The organism is Shewanella oneidensis MR-1, from assembly GCF_000146165.2.
GTDB lineage: Bacteria > Pseudomonadota > Gammaproteobacteria > Enterobacterales > Shewanellaceae > Shewanella > Shewanella oneidensis.
This window is the reverse complement of record NC_004347.2, coordinates 227,224-245,888: the sequence shown is the minus strand read 5'-3', so window position 1 is coordinate 245,888 and position 18,665 is coordinate 227,224. Positions and strand designations below refer to the sequence as shown.

Genomic DNA, 18,665 nt, shown 5'->3' with positions numbered 1-18,665 from the left:
TCAATTAACCCAAGCTAATCTGTACGTCGACACCAGCCGCAAGATCTAAACGCATTAGAGCGTCTACAGTCTTTTCAGTTGGCTCTACGATGTCAACCAGGCGCTTGTGAGTACGTAATTCGTACTGGTCACGAGCATCTTTATTAACGTGCGGAGAGATCAAAACGGTATAACGCTCTTTGCGCGTAGGTAGTGGAATAGGACCACGTACTTGGGCGCCAGTACGCTTAGCAGTTTCAACGATTTCCGCTGTAGACTGATCAATTAAGCGATGATCAAACCCTTTTAAGCGGATACGGATTCTTTGGTTCTGCATTGACCAGAGCTCCTAAAATGGACACATAAAAAATCACCCTCTAGCTTCTTCCTTACTGGAAAAGCAGAGCGAGATGATTTAACCGTTCGACTCCCAATCGGAGCCGCTATGATAATGATAAGTTCAAAGACTTATCATTTAATTCGTTAACCTTGGTCAACGAGGGGGCCATTATACTCATCTGAAATCAGATTTCAAGCCCGCTGTGTAAATAGTCATCAAAAACTATTCAACTTCAGAGTGGCGTGCATTTTACACAAATTTCAGAATAACACCAGCCCAAAATAAAAAAGGAAGCCTAGGCTTCCTTTTTTATTAATCACAATTGCTATTAAGCAATGATCTTAGCTACTACACCAGCGCCTACTGTACGGCCACCTTCGCGGATTGCGAAGCGTAAACCTTCGTCCATCGCGATTGGGCAGATCAGCGTTACAACCATCTTAATGTTGTCACCAGGCATTACCATCTCTACGCCTTCTGGCAGTTCGATAGTACCGGTTACGTCAGTTGTACGGAAGTAGAACTGTGGACGGTAGCCTTTGAAGAATGGCGTGTGACGACCACCTTCTTCTTTTGACAGTACGTAGACTTCTGATTCAAAAGTGGTGTGTGGGTTGATTGAACCTGGCTTAGATAATACTTGACCACGTTCCACGTCATCACGCTTAGTACCACGTAATAAAATACCACAGTTCTCACCTGCACGACCTTCGTCAAGCAGCTTACGGAACATTTCAACACCAGTACAGGTAGTCTTAGTAGTAGTACGGATACCTACGATTTCTACTTCATCACCAACACGTACGATACCGCGCTCAACACGACCAGTTACTACTGTACCACGGCCAGAGATTGAGAATACGTCTTCGATTGGCATCAGGAATGGCTTATCGATATCACGCTCTGGTTCTGGAATGTAAGAGTCTAAAGCTGCTGCCAGCTCAAGGATCTTCGCTTCCCACTCTGGCTCGCCTTCTAGCGCTTTCAGAGCTGAACCTTGGATTACGGGTAAGTCATCACCTGGGAAGTCGTATTCTGATAACAGTTCACGTACTTCCATTTCGACTAATTCTAACAGCTCAGCATCGTCAACCATGTCACATTTGTTCATGAATACGATGATGAATGGTACGCCTACTTGGCGAGACAGCAGGATGTGCTCACGCGTTTGTGGCATTGGACCGTCTGTAGAAGCAACTACTAATATCGCGCCGTCCATCTGTGCAGCACCAGTGATCATGTTTTTAACATAGTCAGCGTGGCCTGGGCAGTCTACGTGTGCGTAGTGGCGTGAAGGCGTGTCATATTCGATGTGAGAGGTATTGATGGTAATACCGCGCTCACGCTCTTCTGGAGCGTTATCGATTTGAGAGAAGTCTTTAGCTTCACCACCGTAGGTCTTAGCCAGTACGTGAGAGATAGCTGCAGTCAGAGTGGTTTTACCATGGTCAACGTGACCGATGGTGCCCACGTTTACGTGAGGCTTACTACGTTCAAATTTAGCTTTTGCCACGATATATTCCTTTCTTTTCAGAATAATCCTGCATTCACAGGACCATATTACATTTATGCCGTAACTGGAAATTAGCTACGAGATTCAATAATCGCTTTCGCAATGTTTTGCGGTGCATCAGTGTACTTCAAGAACTCCATAGAGTAAGAAGCACGACCCTGAGTTGCAGAACGCAAATCAGTTGCATAACCAAACATTTCAGAAAGAGGCACTACTGCATGGATTATTTTGATGCCACCAAAGCCATCATCCATACCTTCAATCAAACCACGGCGACGGTTTAAATCACCAACAACATCACCCATGTAGTTTTCTGGAGTAGTTACTTCTACTTTCATGCAAGGTTCGAGCAACACAGGTTTCGCTTCAAGCGCACCCTTTTTGAAGCCCATAGAACCCGCAATTTTGAACGCCATTTCATTCGAGTCCACATCATGATATGAACCATCGAATAGAGTGACCTTCACGTCCAACACAGGGAAGCCGGCGAGAACGCCATTCTTCATCTGTTCTTGGATACCTTTATCAACCGCAGGAATGAATTCACGTGGAACCACACCCCCAACGATTGCATTGATAAATTCGTAACCAGCGCCTTCTTCGTTAGGCTCTAGTTTTAACCAAACATGACCGAATTGTCCACGGCCACCTGATTGGCGCACAAATTTACCTTCAGCCTCAACTGATCCCCGAATGGTCTCACGGTAGGCCACTTGTGGCTTACCTACGTTGCACTCGACACCGAATTCGCGACGCATACGGTCCACGATGATGTCTAAGTGTAACTCACCCATTCCAGAAATCAGTGTTTGTGATGATTCTTCGTCTGTCTCAACCCGGAATGAAGGATCTTCAGCTGCAAGCTTTTGCAGTGCGATGCCCATTTTATCTTGGTCAGCTTTCGACTTAGGCTCAACGGCAATGGTAATTACTGGCTCTGGGAACTCCATGCGTTCCAAGATCACCTTGTGATCGTTATCACAAAGTGTGTCACCCGTGGTCACTTCTTTTAGTCCAATAGCCGCAGCAATATCACCCGCACGCACTTCTTTCAATTCTGTACGGTCGTTAGCGTGCATTTGCACGATACGGCCAATACGTTCACGTTTCTGTTTGACAGAGTTATAAACGCCAGAGCCTGATTCGAGTACGCCTGAGTAAACACGAATAAAGGTCAAAGTACCCACGAACGGGTCTGTAGCAATCTTAAATGCCAACGCCGCAAAGGGGGCATTGTCATCTGATGGGCGCTCAACTTCTTGCTCATTGTCGTCAATGCCCTTAATAGGAGGCACATCAACAGGTGCAGGCAAGAATTCTACTACCGCATCAAGAACCGCCTGAACGCCCTTGTTCTTAAATGCAGAACCACAGGTCGCTAAAACGATTTCATTATTAATAGTACGCTGACGCAGTGCCTTTTTGATCTCTTCTTCTGATAGCGTGCCTTCTTCAAGATACTTATCCATCAGTTCATCAGAGGCCTCGGCGGCTGCCTCAACCAGAAACTCATGCATTTCTTCCGCTTTAGCGGTTAAGTGTGCAGGGATCGCTTCATAAGAGAACGTCATACCCTGGTCCGCTTCGTTCCAGTTAATGGCTTTCATCTTGATTAAGTCGATCACGCCAGTGAAGTTTTCTTCTGCGCCGATGTTTAATTGGATCGGAACACAAGTTGCCCCAAGGCGAGTTCTGATTTGCTTCACTACACGTTCAAAGTCCGCGCCTGCACGGTCCATTTTGTTGACAAATACGATGCGTGGAACGCGGTATTTATCAGCTTGACGCCATACGGTTTCTGATTGAGGCTCAACACCTGAAGCGCCACAAAAAACCACAACAGCGCCGTCAAGAACGCGCAAAGAACGTTCAACCTCAATAGTGAAGTCAACGTGACCAGGGGTATCGATGATATTGATGCGGTGTTCAGTGAATTGAGCATCCATACCACGCCAGAAAGTGGTTACAGCAGCCGAGGTGATAGTAATACCACGCTCTTGCTCTTGCACCATCCAGTCAGTGGTCGCGGCGCCGTCATGCACCTCACCGATTTTATGAGACAAACCGGTATAGAACAGAACACGTTCTGTTGTGGTGGTTTTACCTGCGTCCACATGAGCACAAATACCGATATTACGATAACGCTCAATTGGGGTTGTACGAGCCACGATTATACCCTCTCGACCAAGACGGTTGTCTTGGCAATATCAACAACAATGGTGTGGGCCTAAGCCCACACCATCAGATTACCAACGGTAATGAGCAAAGGCCTTGTTAGCTTCAGCCATGCGGTGCACGTCTTCACGCTTCTTAACAGCAGTACCTTTGTTTTCAGACGCATCTAGCATTTCACCTGCTAGACGTAAAGCCATAGATTTTTCACCACGCTTACGTGCAGCTTCAACTAACCAGCGCATCGCCAGTGCGTTACGACGCACAGGACGAACTTCACATGGTACCTGGTATGTAGAACCACCAACGCGACGAGATTTAACTTCGACTGATGGGCGAACGTTGTCCAGGGCTGCTTCAAGGATGTCTAAATGGTTAGCGCCTTTCTTTTCAGCGATAACATCAAGAGCCTTGTAAATGATTTTTTCAGCAGTCGACTTTTTGCCGTCCTGCATAATGACGTTGATGAACTTAGCCAGCAACTCACTGTGAAACTTTGGATCTGGTAGGATTTTACGTTGTCCTACAACGCGACGTCTTGGCATAACAATTCTCCGTATGCTTCAGGGATTTCCAAAACTGGAATTCTCAAAATAAACTAGCTTGGCCTTACTTAACGGATACGTTAAGACTTAGGACGCTTAGCACCGTACTTAGAACGGCTTTGGCGACGTGAAGTCACGCCTGCACAGTCTAATGCGCCACGAACAGTGTGGTAGCGAACACCTGGTAAGTCTTTAACACGACCACCACGGATCAAAATCACGCTGTGTTCCTGCAGGTTGTGGCCTTCACCGCCGATGTACGAAGTTACTTCGAAACCGTTAGTTAGACGCACACGAGCTACTTTACGTAGTGCAGAGTTAGGTTTTTTAGGGGTAGTTGTGTACACACGTGTACAAACACCACGCTTTTGTGGGCACGCATTCAACGCAGGCACATTAGTCTTGTCGACTTTTGGCGCGCGTGGCTTACGTACCAACTGGTTTACAGTTGCCATGTATAGCTCCGAGTCAGTTGAATCAAACTCAACGATAAGGTGTGAAAAATCTATATCCCACAATGGTGGGACGCGGAATTTTAGAAAGGTAAAGCCTAACTGTCAAGAAATAGCCAACTTTTGCGGCATATTCCAATGAAAAAGGCGCCAACGGCGCCTTTTTGTTACAAACTGATTACTTAATCTTGGCTACCAGCCAGGTTTAAGAGGTCTGCAAGGTTTTGTTCAGCTTCGCTTGCAGTGATCTTATTCACTACAACTGGCTCGTCTTTCTTAGCACGGGCATCGTTACGGGTCTTGTGATAAGCGTAACCTGTACCGGCTGGGATCAGACGGCCAACGATAACGTTCTCTTTTAGACCACGTAAGTTATCTGACTTACCACCTACAGCAGCTTCTGTCAGTACGCGAGTTGTTTCTTGGAACGACGCTGCAGAGATAAACGATTCTGTTGCCAGAGACGCTTTGGTAATACCGAGCAGTTCACGTTCAAAGGTCGCAGGCACTTTACCTTGTTCGACAAGTTCGCGGTTAGCGATCTTAACGCGAGACACTTCGACTTGTTCGCCTTCTAAGAACTCACTGTCACCAGCAGCAGTGATCACGCACTTACGCAGCATTTGACGGATAATCACTTCGATATGTTTATCGTTGATCTTCACGCCTTGTAGACGGTAAACGTCTTGCACTTCGTTCACAATGTAGTTTGCTACGTTGTGGATGCCACGTAGACGCAGAATGTCATGCGCCGCTTCTGGACCGTCAGCAATAACTTCGCCACGTTCGACTTTTTCACCTTCGAACACGTTTAAGTTACGCCATTTCGGGATCATCTCTTCATACTGTTCGCCGCCATCCGCTGGTGTGATCACCAAACGACGCTTGCCTTTGGTCTCTTTACCAAATGAGATGGTACCAGAGATTTCCGCCAGAATTGCTGGCTCTTTTGGCTTACGGGCTTCGAACAAGTCGGCAACGCGTGGCAGACCACCCGTGATGTCGCGTGTTTTAGACGATTCCTGTGGAATACGTGCTAACGCGTCACCCACGGCGATTTGCGCGTTGTCGTCAAGGTTAACGATCGCACTGCCTGGTAAGAAGTATTGTGCAGGCACTTCAGTACCTGGGATCATCAGGTCGCTGCCGTCGGCGCCAACCAGACGGATCATTGGGCGCATTTCTTTACCCGCAGAACCACGTTGACCTACGTCGAGGATTACGATTGATGACAGACCAGTCAATTCGTCTGTTTGACGAGTCATGGTCACACCGTCGATCATATCAACGAACTTAATGCTACCCGCCACTTCAGTAATGATTGGGTGAGTATGTGGATCCCAGTTAGCGATAATATCGCCCGCTTCTACTGATGCTTCTTCTAACTTCTCGAGCACAGTCCCGTAAGGCACTTTATAACGCTCTTTCTCACGACCTAACTCGTCGATGATTGCCAGTTCAGAAGAACGAGAAACGATAACCAGCTTGCCGTCAGTGTTTGTTACGTACTTAGCGTTGTGCAGTTTCAACGAACCAGAGTTCTTCACTTGAACGTTGTTTTCTGCAGACGCACGTGACGCCGCACCACCGATGTGGAACGTACGCATCGTTAACTGTGTACCAGGTTCACCGATTGATTGTGCAGCCACAACACCGATCGCTTCACCGTGGTTGATGATATGACCACGGGCCAAGTCACGACCGTAACAAGCAGCACACACACCAAAATCGGTATCACAGGTAATGACTGAACGAACAATCACTTCATCGATTGAATGCTCTTCTAACTTGTCACACCATGCCTCATCGAGCAGCGTGTTACGTGGAGCAAGAACGTCTTCGGTGCCTGGATAGAACACATCAACTGCAACCACACGACCCAGTACGCGTTCACGTAATGGCTCAACCACGTCACCACCTTCGATCAGCGGCTTCATTGTCAGACCTTCGTGAGTACCACAATCGTCTTCGATGACCACTAAGTCTTGAGCAACGTCAACCAGACGACGAGTCAGGTAACCCGAGTTCGCTGTCTTCAATGCGGTATCGGCTAGACCTTTACGCGCACCGTGGGTTGAAATGAAGTACTGAAGAACGTTCAGACCTTCACGGAAGTTCGCTACGATTGGGGTTTCGATGATCGAACCGTCTGGCTTCGCCATCAGACCACGCATACCCGCTAACTGACGGATCTGTGCGGCACTACCACGAGCGCCCGAGTCGGCCATCATGTAAATGCTGTTGAACGAAGCTTGTTTTTCTTCAACGCCATCACGGTTAATCACTGTCTCAGTTGACAGGTTTTCCATCATCGCCTTAGAAACTTTTTCGTTCGCACTTGCCCAGATGTCGATTACTTTGTTGTAACGCTCACCCGCGGTTACCAGACCTGATTGGAACTGCTCTTGAATTTCGAGCACTTCTGCTTCAGCGTCAGCCACTAAGGTGTACTTCTCAGCTGGGATCACCATGTCGTCGATACCGACAGAGGCACCAGAGATAGTTGCGTAACGGAAACCGGTGTACATCAGTTGGTCAGCGAAGATAACCGTATCTTTCAGACCTAATTGACGGTAACAAGTGTTCAATAGTTTAGAAATCTGCTTTTTGCCCATGTTCTGGTTAACCAGATCAAATGACAAACCTGCTGGCAGAATTTGTGACAGCAGAGCACGACCAACCGTAGTATCTACGATACGGCGTTGTTCGCTGCGCTCACCGTTTTCATCAATGATGGTTTCAGTGATGCGCACTTTCACGCGGGCATGCAGTTCAGCAGCGCCCGTTGCGTAAGCTTTTTCAACTTCAGCAACAGACATAAAGTACATACCTTCACCACGGCCATTGATACGCTCACGGCTGGTGTAGTACAGACCTAATACCACGTCTTGAGACGGAGTGATTACAGGCTCGCCGTTCGCTGGTGACAGAATGTTGTTGGTAGACATCATCAGAGCACGAGCTTCAAGCTGCGCTTCCAGTGTTAACGGTACGTGTACCGCCATTTGGTCACCGTCGAAGTCGGCGTTGTATGCCGCACAAACGAGTGGGTGTAACTGGATGGCTTTACCTTCAATCAGTACAGGCTCGAACGCTTGGATACCGAGTCTGTGCAGTGTTGGTGCACGGTTAAGCATCACTGGATGTTCGCGGATCACTTCATCCAGAACGTCCCAAACTTCCGCCACTTCACGCTCAACCATCTTCTTAGCCGCTTTGATGGTAGTAGCTAAGCCACGACCTTCCAGCTTGCCATAGATGAATGGCTTGAACAGTTCCAGTGCCATCTTCTTAGGAAGACCACATTGGTGCAGACGTAAAGTTGGACCTACGGTAATTACCGAACGACCTGAATAGTCAACACGCTTACCTAACAAGTTCTGACGGAAACGACCTTGCTTACCTTTGATCATATCGGCCAAAGATTTCAGAGGACGTTTGTTAGAACCGGTAATAGCACGACCACGACGACCGTTATCTAATAGCGCATCAACAGACTCTTGTAACATACGCTTTTCGTTGCGTACGATAATGTCTGGCGCAGCTAAATCTAACAGACGCTTCAAACGGTTGTTACGGTTGATCACGCGGCGATACAGATCGTTCAGATCTGACGTCGCGAAGCGGCCACCATCGAGCGGTACCAGCGGACGTAAGTCAGGTGGTAACACAGGCAGTACTTTTAAGATCATCCACTCTGGCTTGTTGCCAGAAGTGTGGAACGCTTCCATCAACTTAAGACGCTTGGTCACTTTCTTACGACGAGTCTCAGAGTTGATTGATGGCAGCTCTTCACGCATTTGTTCGATTTCTTTTTCGAGATCGATTGCGCGTAGCAGTTCTAATACCGCTTCAGCACCCATCTTGGCTTCGAATTCGTCACCGTACTCTTCTAATGCATCCAGATAGGTTTCTTCTGTCAGCATTTGGCCGCGTTCAAGGCTGGTCATGCCAGGCTCGATCACGACAAATGATTCAAAATACAGTACGCGCTCGATATCACGCAACGTCATATCCAGCATTAAACCGATACGGGACGGCAGTGATTTCAAGAACCAAATGTGGGCAACTGGGCTAGCCAGTTCAATGTGACCCATACGCTCACGACGTACTTTAGTCTGGGTAACTTCAACGCCACACTTTTCACAGATCACACCACGGTGCTTCAAACGTTTGTACTTACCGCACAAACATTCGTAATCTTTGACTGGGCCAAAGATACGCGCACAGAACAAACCTTCACGCTCAGGCTTGAAGGTACGGTAGTTAATGGTTTCTGGCTTCTTAACTTCACCAAAAGACCAAGAACGGATCAGATCAGGCGATGCCAGACCAATTTTGATACCGTTAAATTCTTCAGTCTTGCTTTGCTGTTTCAGAAACTTTAATAAGTCTTTCACGTTTCTCTCCTGAAGGAGTTAAACCGGGTGCTCCGCGACTGCGGAGCACCATTCTGTTGCCAAACGTTACCTTAAGGCGACGCTTATTCCTGATCCAACTCGATATTAATACCGAGTGAACGGATCTCCTTCAGTAATACGTTGAAGGACTCTGGCATGCCAGGCTGCATCTGATGGTTACCGTCGACGATGTTCTTATACATCTGTGTACGACCGTTAACGTCATCCGATTTCACGGTGAGCATTTCTTGAAGCGTATAAGCGGCACCGTATGCTTCGAGTGCCCACACTTCCATCTCCCCGAAACGCTGACCACCGAACTGAGCTTTACCGCCCAATGGTTGTTGAGTCACTAAGCTGTACGAACCGGTAGAACGGGCGTGCATCTTGTCGTCAACTAAGTGGTTCAGTTTGAGCATGTACATGTAACCAACAGTTACTGGACGCTCAAATTCGTTACCGGTACGACCATCAAATAACTTCAGCTGACCAGAGGTTGGCAAGCCTGCAAGCTCAAGCATCTGCTTGATCTCTTTCTCTTTAGCACCATCGAAGGCTGGTGTAGCAACTGGGATACCGCCTTTCAGGTTGTTCGCTAAGCGCAGTAACTCATCGTCAGTGAATGAATCGATGTCAACGCGCTGCTGCACTTCGTCACCTAATTCGTACACTTGTTTGATGTAATTACGTACTTCAGCAAGTCCCTTCTCGCGCTGATCTTCCAGCATGGCAGCAATCTTGTGACCAATACCTTTAGCCGCAGCACCTAAGTGAACTTCAAGAACCTGACCGATGTTCATACGTGATGGAACACCTAGCGGGTTCAACACGATGTCCACAGGATTGCCTTGCTCGTCGTACGGCATGTCTTCAATTGGGTTAATCTTAGAGATAACACCCTTGTTACCGTGACGACCCGCCATCTTGTCACCTGGTTGGATAGTACGTTTAACCGCTAAGTAAACCTTAACGATCTTCAGTACGCCTGGTGCCAAGTCATCACCTTGGGTGATCTTGCGGCGTTTGATTTCAAACTTCTTATCGAAGTCTGCTTTCAGCTCTTCATGCTGTTCAGCTAATTGCTCAAGCTCAGTTTGTTTGGCTTCATCGTCAATGACTTGAACCAATACATCTTTACGTGGCAATGCTGCGATTTGTGCTTCAGAGAAACCGGCACTTAATAATAAGTTGCGTGCACGGCTCAATACACCTTCTTCAAGGATCTTGAACTCTTCACCTAAGTCTTTACGAGCTTGGGCAATGTGCATTTCTTCGATTTCAATGGCGCGTTTGTCTTTTTCAACGCCGTCACGGGTAAATACCTGAACGTCGATGATGGTACCTTTAACAGAGTTAGGTACACGCAGTGAGCTGTCTTTCACATCAGACGCTTTCTCACCGAAGATGGCGCGCAGTAACTTCTCTTCTGGAGTGAGTTGTGTTTCGCCTTTTGGCGTCACTTTACCAACCAGAATGTCGCCGCCCTTCACTTCTGCACCGATGTAAACGATACCTGACTCGTCGAGTTTCGACAGCGCAGATTCACCTACGTTTGGAATGTCAGCCGTGATTTCTTCGCTACCCAGCTTAGTATCACGAGCGATACAAGACAGCTCTTGAATGTGGATAGTGGTGAAACGGTCTTCCTGTGCAACACGCTCAGAAATTAAGATCGAGTCTTCGAAGTTGTAACCGTTCCAAGGCATGAACGCGATACGCATGTTCTGGCCAAGGGCTAAGTCACCTAAGTCAGTAGACGGACCGTCTGCTAACACGTCACCACGTACAACTGGCTCACCAACGCTGCAACATGGACGTTGGTTGATACACGTGTTTTGGTTAGAACGGGTGTACTTAGTCAGGTTGTAAATGTCGATACCCGCTTCGCCTGGGCGCAGCTCGTCTTCATTTACTTTAACGACGATGCGGCTCGCATCAACGTAATCGATCACACCGCCACGTTTGGCGGCAACAACTACGCCAGAATCCACAGCGAGCGTGCGTTCAATACCCGTACCTACTAGCGGCTTTTCAGAGCGCAATGTTGGTACCGCTTGACGTTGCATGTTCGCACCCATCAATGCACGGTTCGCGTCGTCGTGTTCTAAGAACGGGATCAGAGACGCAGCAACAGAAATAATCTGTTGTGGCGATACGTCCATGTATTGAATGTCAGATGCGCGCATAAAGGTAGATTCACCTTTGTGACGACATGCGATCTGCTCTTCAACCATGCGGCCTTCAGAGTCAACTTCGATGTTCGCCTGTGCAATTACATAACGACCTTCTTCAATCGCTGACAAGTATTCCACTTCGTCAGTGATCACACCGTCTACCACTTTGCGGTATGGTGTTTCTAAGAAGCCGTATGAGTTAGTACGGGCAAAGCTTGCTAATGAGTTGATTAGACCAATGTTTGGACCTTCAGGGGTCTCAATTGGACATAAACGACCATAATGCGTTGGATGTACGTCGCGGACTTCGAAGCCTGCACGTTCACGGGTCAAACCACCTGGGCCAAGAGCAGAAATACGACGCTTATGCGTTACTTCTGACAGCGGGTTGTTTTGGTCCATGAATTGTGACAGCTGAGAAGAACCGAAGAACTCTTTCACTGCAGCAGAAATTGGCTTAGCGTTGATTAAGTCTTGTGGCATCAGCTCGTTCAGATCGCCTAATGACAGACGTTCACGCACGGCGCGCTCAACACGGACCAGACCAACACGGAATTGGTTTTCAGCCATCTCACCCACAGAACGAATACGACGGTTACCTAAGTGGTCGATATCGTCCACTTCGTCGAAGCCGTTACGGATGTGAATAATGTTCTTCATTACAGCAACGATGTCTTCTTTAGACAATACACCGCTACCTTCGTCATCAGGAATGCTGAGACGACGGTTGAACTTCATACGACCGACTTTAGACAGGTCATAACGTTCTTCACTGAAGAATAAGTTTTGGAACAGTGCTTCTGCTGCATCTTTGGTTGGTGGCTCACCAGGACGCATCATACGGTAGATCTCAACTAACGCTTCTAAGCGGTTAGTGGTTGGATCAATACGCAGAGTGTCAGAGATGTAAGCACCGTGATCCAGCTCGTTAATGTATAACGTGCTCAGCTCTTTGATGCCTGCTAGTGATAACTTCGCTAAGTCTTCTAAGCTGATTTCACTGTTAGCAGAAACCAATACTTCACCTGTATCCGGATCGATGTAATCTTGAGCAGCATATTTGCCCACGATGTACTCAACTGGTACTTCGAGTTCAGTGGTGTTAGTTTTTTCAAGTTGGCGAATGTGGCGTGCAGTCACACGACGGCCCGCTTCTACCAATACAGTACCTTCAGCATCCTTGATGTCGTAGCTGGCGGTTTCGCCACGCAGACGCTCAGGGACTAAGGTCATAACCAGAGTATCTTTCTTGATCTTGAACTCAACACGTTCGAAGAACAGGTCAAGGATCTCTTGAGTAGAGTACTCTAATGCACGCAGAATGATGGTCGCTGGTAATTTACGGCGACGGTCGATACGTACGAATAGTGCATCTTTAGGATCGAATTCAAAGTCTAACCATGAACCACGGTAAGGGATGATACGTGCGTTATACAGTACCTTACCTGATGAGTGGGTTTTACCACGGTCGTGATCGAAGAATACGCCTGGGCTGCGGTGTAATTGAGAAACGATTACACGCTCAGTACCGTTGATTACAAAGGTACCGTTGTCAGTCATCAATGGGATATCACCCATGTAGACTTCTTGTTCTTTAATATCTTTTACAGTGCCGGCCGCTGCTTCACGGTCATACAACACCATGCGTAATTTAACGCGCAGTGGAGCTGAATATGTAACACCACGGATCTGACACTCTTTCACATCAAAAACAGGCTCGCCAAGCTTATAGCTGACGTATTGCAGTTCTGAGTTACCAGAAAAGCTCTTGATGGGAAAAACGCTACGGAAGGCGGCTTCAAGACCGCGCTCACCGGTAGGATCTTGATCGGTGAACTTCTTAAAAGAGTCTAACTGAATAGACAAAAGGTAAGGAATATCCAACACCTGTGGACGCTTACCAAAGTCTTTGCGAATACGCTTCTTTTCAGAATAGGAGTAAACCATGGGTTTCCTCTGCTTACGAGATGTGACCAAGACTGAATCAATAACTTAAGTTATTACATTCAGCACGTTTGCCCATCACCGTTGATGGCAAGAACCTAACCAGTAATCTCTGCTAGGGACTGCAAAATCTGGCGACAAACGGTGAAAAAAAATCGCCGGCGCATATAGCGCAAAAAAGGCCGACGGTTAAAAAACCGCCAGCCTCCACCCAAGTGGCTTGGGTGAGCAAGCTAGATAATAGCTTACTTGATTTCTACTGAAGCACCAGCTTCAACTAGTTCTTTCTTCAGAGCTTCAGCTTCTTCTTTAGAAACGCCTTCTTTAACTGCTACTGGAGCAGCTTCAGACATTGCTTTAGCTTCTTTCAGGCCTAAACCAGTTGCACCACGGATGGCTTTAATAACTGCAACTTTGTTGTCGCCGTGTGCAGTCAGAATTACGTTGAATTCTGTTTGCTCTTCAACAGCAGCAGCAGCTTCGCCACCACCAGAAACAACAGCAGCAGCGGCAGAAACGCCGAACTTCTCTTCCATTGCTTCGATCAGTTCAACAACTTCCATTACAGACATAGCTGCAAAGGCTTCTAAGATTTGGTCTTTAGTGATAGACATAACAAATGTTTCCTATTGTTCTGAATTCAATTCTATTAAGCAGCCAGCTTGAAATTAAGCGGCTTCTTGTTTTTGATCGCGCAGGGCGGCCAGTGTACGAACGAACTTGCCAGCAGATGCTTCTTTCATAGTCATCATTAACTGTGCTAGTGCTTCTTCGTATGTTGGCAGTTTCGCCAAACGATCAATGTCAGCTGCAGGGATGAAATTCCCTTCAAAGGCTGCGCCTTTAACTTCGAAGTTAGCTTGCTCTTTAGCAAAGTCTTTTAACAGACGAGCTGCAGCACCTGGGTGCTCGTTAGAGAAAGCAATCAAAGTTGGGCCAGTGAACGTTTCTGCTAGGCACTCAAATGCAGTACCTTCAACAGCACGACGAGCCAGAGTGTTACGTACTACACGTACATAAACACCAGCTTCGCGAGCTTTTTTACGCAGACCGGTCATAGCACCTACAGTTACACCGCGAGAATCAGCGGCAACTGCAGATAGCGCACCTTTGGCAGCTTCGTTGACTTCAGCAACAATCGCTTTTTTGTCTTCGAGTCTTAATGCCATTGGCTTTACTCCTGGATTCTACCTAGGGTATTCCCTAGTATTTACCATACTAAATACTTATGTATTTAGTGACTTACGGTGCAGATTATCCAGTAAAAAAATTTAGCTGGGGCCTGACACCGTCTACGCAGGAAATTAAGTAAACCGTTAAAGTAAACACCTGCGGTCTTGGACGGAAGCCTAATTAATGATGCTTTAAGCATCAAAAACAGGCTTCAACCCACAAAGTGCGCGCATTATAGACTAATGCGCGTACCTTGTAAAATTAGTTAGCTGTTTCGAGAGAAGCTTGGTCAACAGCAACACCTGCACCCATAGTGGTAGAGATGCTTACTTTTTTCACGTATACACCTTTTGCAACTGCTGGCTTAGCCTTTTTCAGTGCAGAGATTAACGCTTCCAAGTTTTCTTTCAATTGAACTGGTGTGAAATCCACTTTACCGATAGTAGTGTGGATAATACCGTTCTTGTCGTTGCGGTAACGAACTTGACCAGCTTTAGCATTCTTAACTGCTTCAGCAACGTTTGGCGTTACTGTGCCAGTTTTTGGGTTAGGCATTAAACCACGTGGGCCTAAGATTTGACCTAACATACCAACAACGCGCATTGCGTCTGGAGATGCGATAACCACGTCAAAGTTCATTTCACCGGCTTTGATTTTCTCAGCCAGATCATCCATACCAACAAGTTCAGCACCAGCAGCTTTAGCAGCTTCAGCATTTGCACCTTGTGTAAATACTGCAACGCGAACGTCACGACCAGTGCCGTGTGGTAACACAGTTGCACCACGAACGTTTTGGTCAGATTTACGTGGGTCGATACCCAGGTTAACAGCAACGTCAACACTTTCAACGAACTTAGCAGTTGCTAATTCTTTTAACAGAGCAACAGCATCGTTGATTTCGTATAATTTAGTACCGTCAACTTTCTCGCGGATTACGCGCATGCGTTTAGTTAGTTTTGCCATTATATTAACCCTCTACAACCAAACCCATTGAACGCGCAGTACCTTCGATTGAGCGAGTCATCGCTTCAACATCAGCACCAGTCATATCGGCGGCTTTCATTTCAGCAATTTCCTGAATCTTAGCACGAGCGATAGTACCTACTTTCTGAGTGTTTGGACGTGGAGAACCTGATTTCAGGCCTGCAGCAGTCTTCAGTAAGTAAGAAGCTGGTGGAGTCTTAGTTTCGAAAGTGAATGAACGGTCACTGTATACAGTGATCACGACTGGAATAGGCATGCCTTTTTCCATTTTTTCTGTACGAGCGTTAAACGCTTTACAGAATTCCATGATGTTCACACCTTTCTGACCCAGAGCTGGACCAACTGGTGGTGAAGGGTTCGCAGAACCTGATTTCACTTGTAGCTTAATATAAGCATCAATCTTTTTTGCCATCTGACATTTCCTCAGTTTGGGTTCAAACGCATATCAGCGACATGCCAACATGCTCCCCCGAAAACAACGGGTGCAGATTATATAGAAATCCGCACCCGTTGCCAAACGGATTTTGTATTTAATTTAATCAGCCTTTTTCGACCTGACTAAAATCGAGCTCAACAGGTGTAGAACGACCAAAGATCATTACTGACACTTTTACGCGGCTCTTGTCATAATCCACTTCTTCAACAGTACCGTTAAAGTCAGCAAATGGACCATCACATACACGCACCACTTCGCCCGGCTCGAAAATAACACGATGAGTTGGCGAAGCTGTGGTTTCTTGTAAGCGACGCAGAATTGCATCGGCCTCTCTATCTGAAATTGGCGCTGGGCGATCAGAAGTTCCGCCAATAAAGCCTAAAACACGCGGGATGCTTTTGACTAAATGCCAGCTGTCATCGTTCATTTCCATCTGGACCAGAACATAACCAGGGAAAAACTTACGCTCACTCTTACGACGCTGACCTGCACGCATTTCAATAACTTCTTCAGTCGGAACTAATACCTCACCGAAATACTGTTCCATGCCGTGCATTTTAATATATTCAATCAGTGACTTACAAACTCGGCCTTCATAGCCTGAGAATGCCTGCACTACATACCATCTTTTTTTAGCTTCTTTAGCTTCAGTCATTCGAGGTGCCTATACGCCAGTGATAAAATTGACAATTCGCATTAACACGGCATCCATACCCCAAAGGATAAGAGCTAAGATACCAGTTGCAGCAAGGACAATAAAAGTGGTGTTAAGCGCTTCTTGGCGTGTTGGCCATACGACCTTGCGCACTTCAATTTGCGACTCACGCGCGAAAGCTAAGGCTTTTTTACCCTTTTCTGTCTGTAGGACAATAAAACCAGCAATAGCGAATGCAACGATAACAGCTAGTGCACGGATAACAGCACTCGCCTCGCTATACATTTGATTGCCAATAACAGCAGCGGCCAGCAATAGGATTGCTAAACCCCACTTCACGATATCCAGAGAGTTAGTCTGGTTTTCAGTATTTGTTGTCATCGGTTATTCCGTTACTCAATACGGCCTGAGCTTGAGCACAATAATTAGGGGCATACGACCCAGTTACAATACGCTTTAGATACTCTGAATTCCGAATACCCTTAGAAACGCACGTTGCATAAGCTCAGGGTCAAAAATCGGCCATAGATTGTATTCTTATTCGACTTTGTTAGCAAGGATGCACAACGATTGCATCCCACAAAACCCAGTAAATAATCGACTTAAACAAAAAAGGAAGCCTAAGCTTCCTTTTTCAGCACGATAGCTAATTCGCGATTAAGCGAAAATCTTCGCTACAACACCAGCGCCTACTGTACGGCCACCTTCACGGATTGCGAAGCGTAAACCTTCGTCCATCGCGATTGGGCAGATCAGAGTCACTTTCATCTTGATGTTGTCGCCTGGCATTACCATCTCTACGCCTTCTGGCAGTTCGATAGTACCGGTTACGTCAGTTGTACGGAAGTAGAACTGTGGACGGTAGCCTTTGAAGAATGGCGTGTGACGACCACCTTCTTCTTTTGACAGTACGTAGACTTCTGATTCAAAAGTGGTGTGTGGGTTGATTGAACCTGGCTTAGATAATACTTGGCCACGTTCTACATCATCACGCTTAGTACCACGTAATAAAATACCACAGTTCTCACCTGCACGACCTTCGTCAAGCAGTTTACGGAACATTTCAACACCAGTACAGGTGGTCTTAGTTGTAGTACGGATACCAACGATTTCTACTTCGTCACCAACACGTACGATACCACGCTCAACACGACCAGTTACTACTGTACCACGGCCAGAGATTGAGAATACGTCTTCGATTGGCATCAGGAATGGCTTATCGATATCACGCTCTGGTTCTGGAATGTAAGAGTCTAAAGCTGCTGCCAGCTCAAGGATCTTCGCTTCCCACTCTGGCTCGCCTTCTAGCGCTTTCAGAGCTGAACCTTGGATTACGGGTAAGTCATCACCTGGGAAGTCGTATTCTGATAACAGTTCACGTACTTCCATTTCGACTAATTCTAACAGCTCAGCATCGTCAACCATGTCACATTTGTTCATGAATACGATGATGAATGGTACGCCTACTTGGCGAGACAGCAGGATGTGCTCACGCGTTTGTGGCATTGGACCGTCTGTAGAAGCAACTACTAATATCGCGCCGTCCATCTGTGCAGCACCAGTGATCATGTTTTTAACATAGTCAGCGTGGCCTGGGCAGTCTACGTGTGCGTAGTGGCGTGAAGGCGTGTCATATTCGATGTGAGAGGTATTGATGGTAATACCGCGCTCACGCTCTTCTGGAGCGTTATCGATTTGAGAGAAGTCTTTAGCTTCACCACCGTAGGTCTTAGCCAGTACGTGAGAGATAGCTGCAGTCAGAGTGGTTTTACCATGGTCAACGTGACCGATGGTGCCCACGTTTACATGGGGCTTAGAACGTTCAAATTTAGCTTTAGCCATGGTATTGCCTCAATCCAAGAGTCTTGGTGATGAAAACATACATATAGAAAAAATCC

Annotated in this window: 14 protein-coding genes; all 14 read right to left on the bottom strand. The window is 46.9% G+C overall.

Going from position 1 to position 18,665, the window contains the following annotated elements:
- Window positions 1-4: 4 nt before the first annotated feature.
- A complete protein-coding gene (gene rpsJ / locus SO_RS01095; protein ID WP_011070616.1) occupies window positions 5-316 on the bottom strand; it encodes a 30S ribosomal protein S10 in 312 nt (103 codons plus the stop codon).
- 331 nt (window positions 317-647) lie between these two features.
- A complete protein-coding gene (gene tuf, locus SO_RS01090) occupies window positions 648-1,832 on the bottom strand; it encodes an elongation factor Tu (protein ID WP_011070615.1) in 1,185 nt (394 codons plus the stop codon).
- 71 nt (window positions 1,833-1,903) lie between these two features.
- On the bottom strand, window positions 1,904-4,000 hold the full coding sequence (gene fusA, locus SO_RS01085; RefSeq protein ID WP_011070614.1) for an elongation factor G: 2,097 nt from the start codon (window positions 3,998-4,000) through the stop codon (window positions 1,904-1,906).
- A 78-nt stretch (window positions 4,001-4,078) separates the two neighbouring features.
- A complete protein-coding gene (gene rpsG / locus SO_RS01080) occupies window positions 4,079-4,549 on the bottom strand; it encodes a 30S ribosomal protein S7 (RefSeq protein WP_011070613.1) in 471 nt (156 codons plus the stop codon).
- An 80-nt stretch (window positions 4,550-4,629) separates the two neighbouring features.
- Complete coding sequence (gene rpsL, locus SO_RS01075) at window positions 4,630-5,004, bottom strand: 30S ribosomal protein S12 (protein ID WP_011070612.1); 375 nt, start codon at window positions 5,002-5,004, stop codon at window positions 4,630-4,632.
- A 179-nt stretch (window positions 5,005-5,183) separates the two neighbouring features.
- Window positions 5,184-9,401: a DNA-directed RNA polymerase subunit beta' gene (gene rpoC, locus SO_RS01070; RefSeq protein ID WP_011070611.1), complete on the bottom strand. Its 4,218-nt coding sequence runs from the start codon at window positions 9,399-9,401 to the stop codon at window positions 5,184-5,186.
- An 83-nt stretch (window positions 9,402-9,484) separates the two neighbouring features.
- Entirely contained in the window at window positions 9,485-13,522 is a 4,038-nt protein-coding gene (gene rpoB, locus SO_RS01065) for a DNA-directed RNA polymerase subunit beta (protein ID WP_011070610.1), read from the bottom strand.
- A gap of 242 nt (window positions 13,523-13,764) precedes the next feature.
- Window positions 13,765-14,133, bottom strand: coding sequence for a 50S ribosomal protein L7/L12 (gene rplL / locus SO_RS01060; protein ID WP_007644333.1), 369 nt, complete (start codon window positions 14,131-14,133; stop codon window positions 13,765-13,767).
- Window positions 14,134-14,187: 54 nt separating this feature from the next.
- Window positions 14,188-14,688, bottom strand: a complete 501-nt coding sequence (gene rplJ, locus SO_RS01055; RefSeq protein ID WP_011070609.1) for a 50S ribosomal protein L10 — start codon at window positions 14,686-14,688, stop codon at window positions 14,188-14,190.
- 265 nt (window positions 14,689-14,953) lie between these two features.
- A complete protein-coding gene (gene rplA / locus SO_RS01050; protein ID WP_011070608.1) occupies window positions 14,954-15,655 on the bottom strand; it encodes a 50S ribosomal protein L1 in 702 nt (233 codons plus the stop codon).
- Between the two features lie 4 nt (window positions 15,656-15,659).
- On the bottom strand, window positions 15,660-16,088 hold the full coding sequence (rplK, locus tag SO_RS01045; RefSeq protein WP_011070607.1) for a 50S ribosomal protein L11: 429 nt from the start codon (window positions 16,086-16,088) through the stop codon (window positions 15,660-15,662).
- Window positions 16,089-16,215: 127 nt separating this feature from the next.
- On the bottom strand, window positions 16,216-16,767 hold the full coding sequence (gene nusG, locus SO_RS01040; RefSeq protein WP_011070606.1) for a transcription termination/antitermination protein NusG: 552 nt from the start codon (window positions 16,765-16,767) through the stop codon (window positions 16,216-16,218).
- 9 nt (window positions 16,768-16,776) lie between these two features.
- The gene (gene secE, locus SO_RS01035) at window positions 16,777-17,148 is read right to left on the bottom strand and encodes a preprotein translocase subunit SecE (RefSeq protein WP_011070605.1); all 372 of its coding nucleotides are present in this window, start codon (window positions 17,146-17,148) and stop codon (window positions 16,777-16,779) included.
- A 276-nt stretch (window positions 17,149-17,424) separates the two neighbouring features.
- On the bottom strand, window positions 17,425-18,609 hold the full coding sequence (gene tuf, locus SO_RS01030; RefSeq protein ID WP_011070604.1) for an elongation factor Tu: 1,185 nt from the start codon (window positions 18,607-18,609) through the stop codon (window positions 17,425-17,427).
- Window positions 18,610-18,665: the final 56 nt, after the last annotated feature.

Coding starts and splice junctions, on each gene's coding strand:
- rpsJ (WP_011070616.1), bottom strand. CDS start 316: ATGCAGAACCAAAGAATCCGTATCCGCTTAAAAGGGTTTGATCATCGC.
- rpsG (WP_011070613.1), bottom strand. CDS start 4,549: ATGCCAAGACGTCGCGTTGTAGGACAACGTAAAATCCTACCAGATCCA.
- rpsL (WP_011070612.1), bottom strand. CDS start 5,004: ATGGCAACTGTAAACCAGTTGGTACGTAAGCCACGCGCGCCAAAAGTC.
- rpoB (WP_011070610.1), bottom strand. CDS start 13,522: ATGGTTTACTCCTATTCTGAAAAGAAGCGTATTCGCAAAGACTTTGGT.
- rplL (WP_007644333.1), bottom strand. CDS start 14,133: ATGTCTATCACTAAAGACCAAATCTTAGAAGCCTTTGCAGCTATGTCT.
- rplJ (WP_011070609.1), bottom strand. CDS start 14,688: ATGGCATTAAGACTCGAAGACAAAAAAGCGATTGTTGCTGAAGTCAAC.
- rplA (WP_011070608.1), bottom strand. CDS start 15,655: ATGGCAAAACTAACTAAACGCATGCGCGTAATCCGCGAGAAAGTTGAC.
- rplK (WP_011070607.1), bottom strand. CDS start 16,088: ATGGCAAAAAAGATTGATGCTTATATTAAGCTACAAGTGAAATCAGGT.
- nusG (WP_011070606.1), bottom strand. CDS start 16,767: ATGACTGAAGCTAAAGAAGCTAAAAAAAGATGGTATGTAGTGCAGGCA.
- secE (WP_011070605.1), bottom strand. CDS start 17,148: ATGACAACAAATACTGAAAACCAGACTAACTCTCTGGATATCGTGAAG.
- tuf (WP_011070604.1), bottom strand. CDS start 18,609: ATGGCTAAAGCTAAATTTGAACGTTCTAAGCCCCATGTAAACGTGGGC.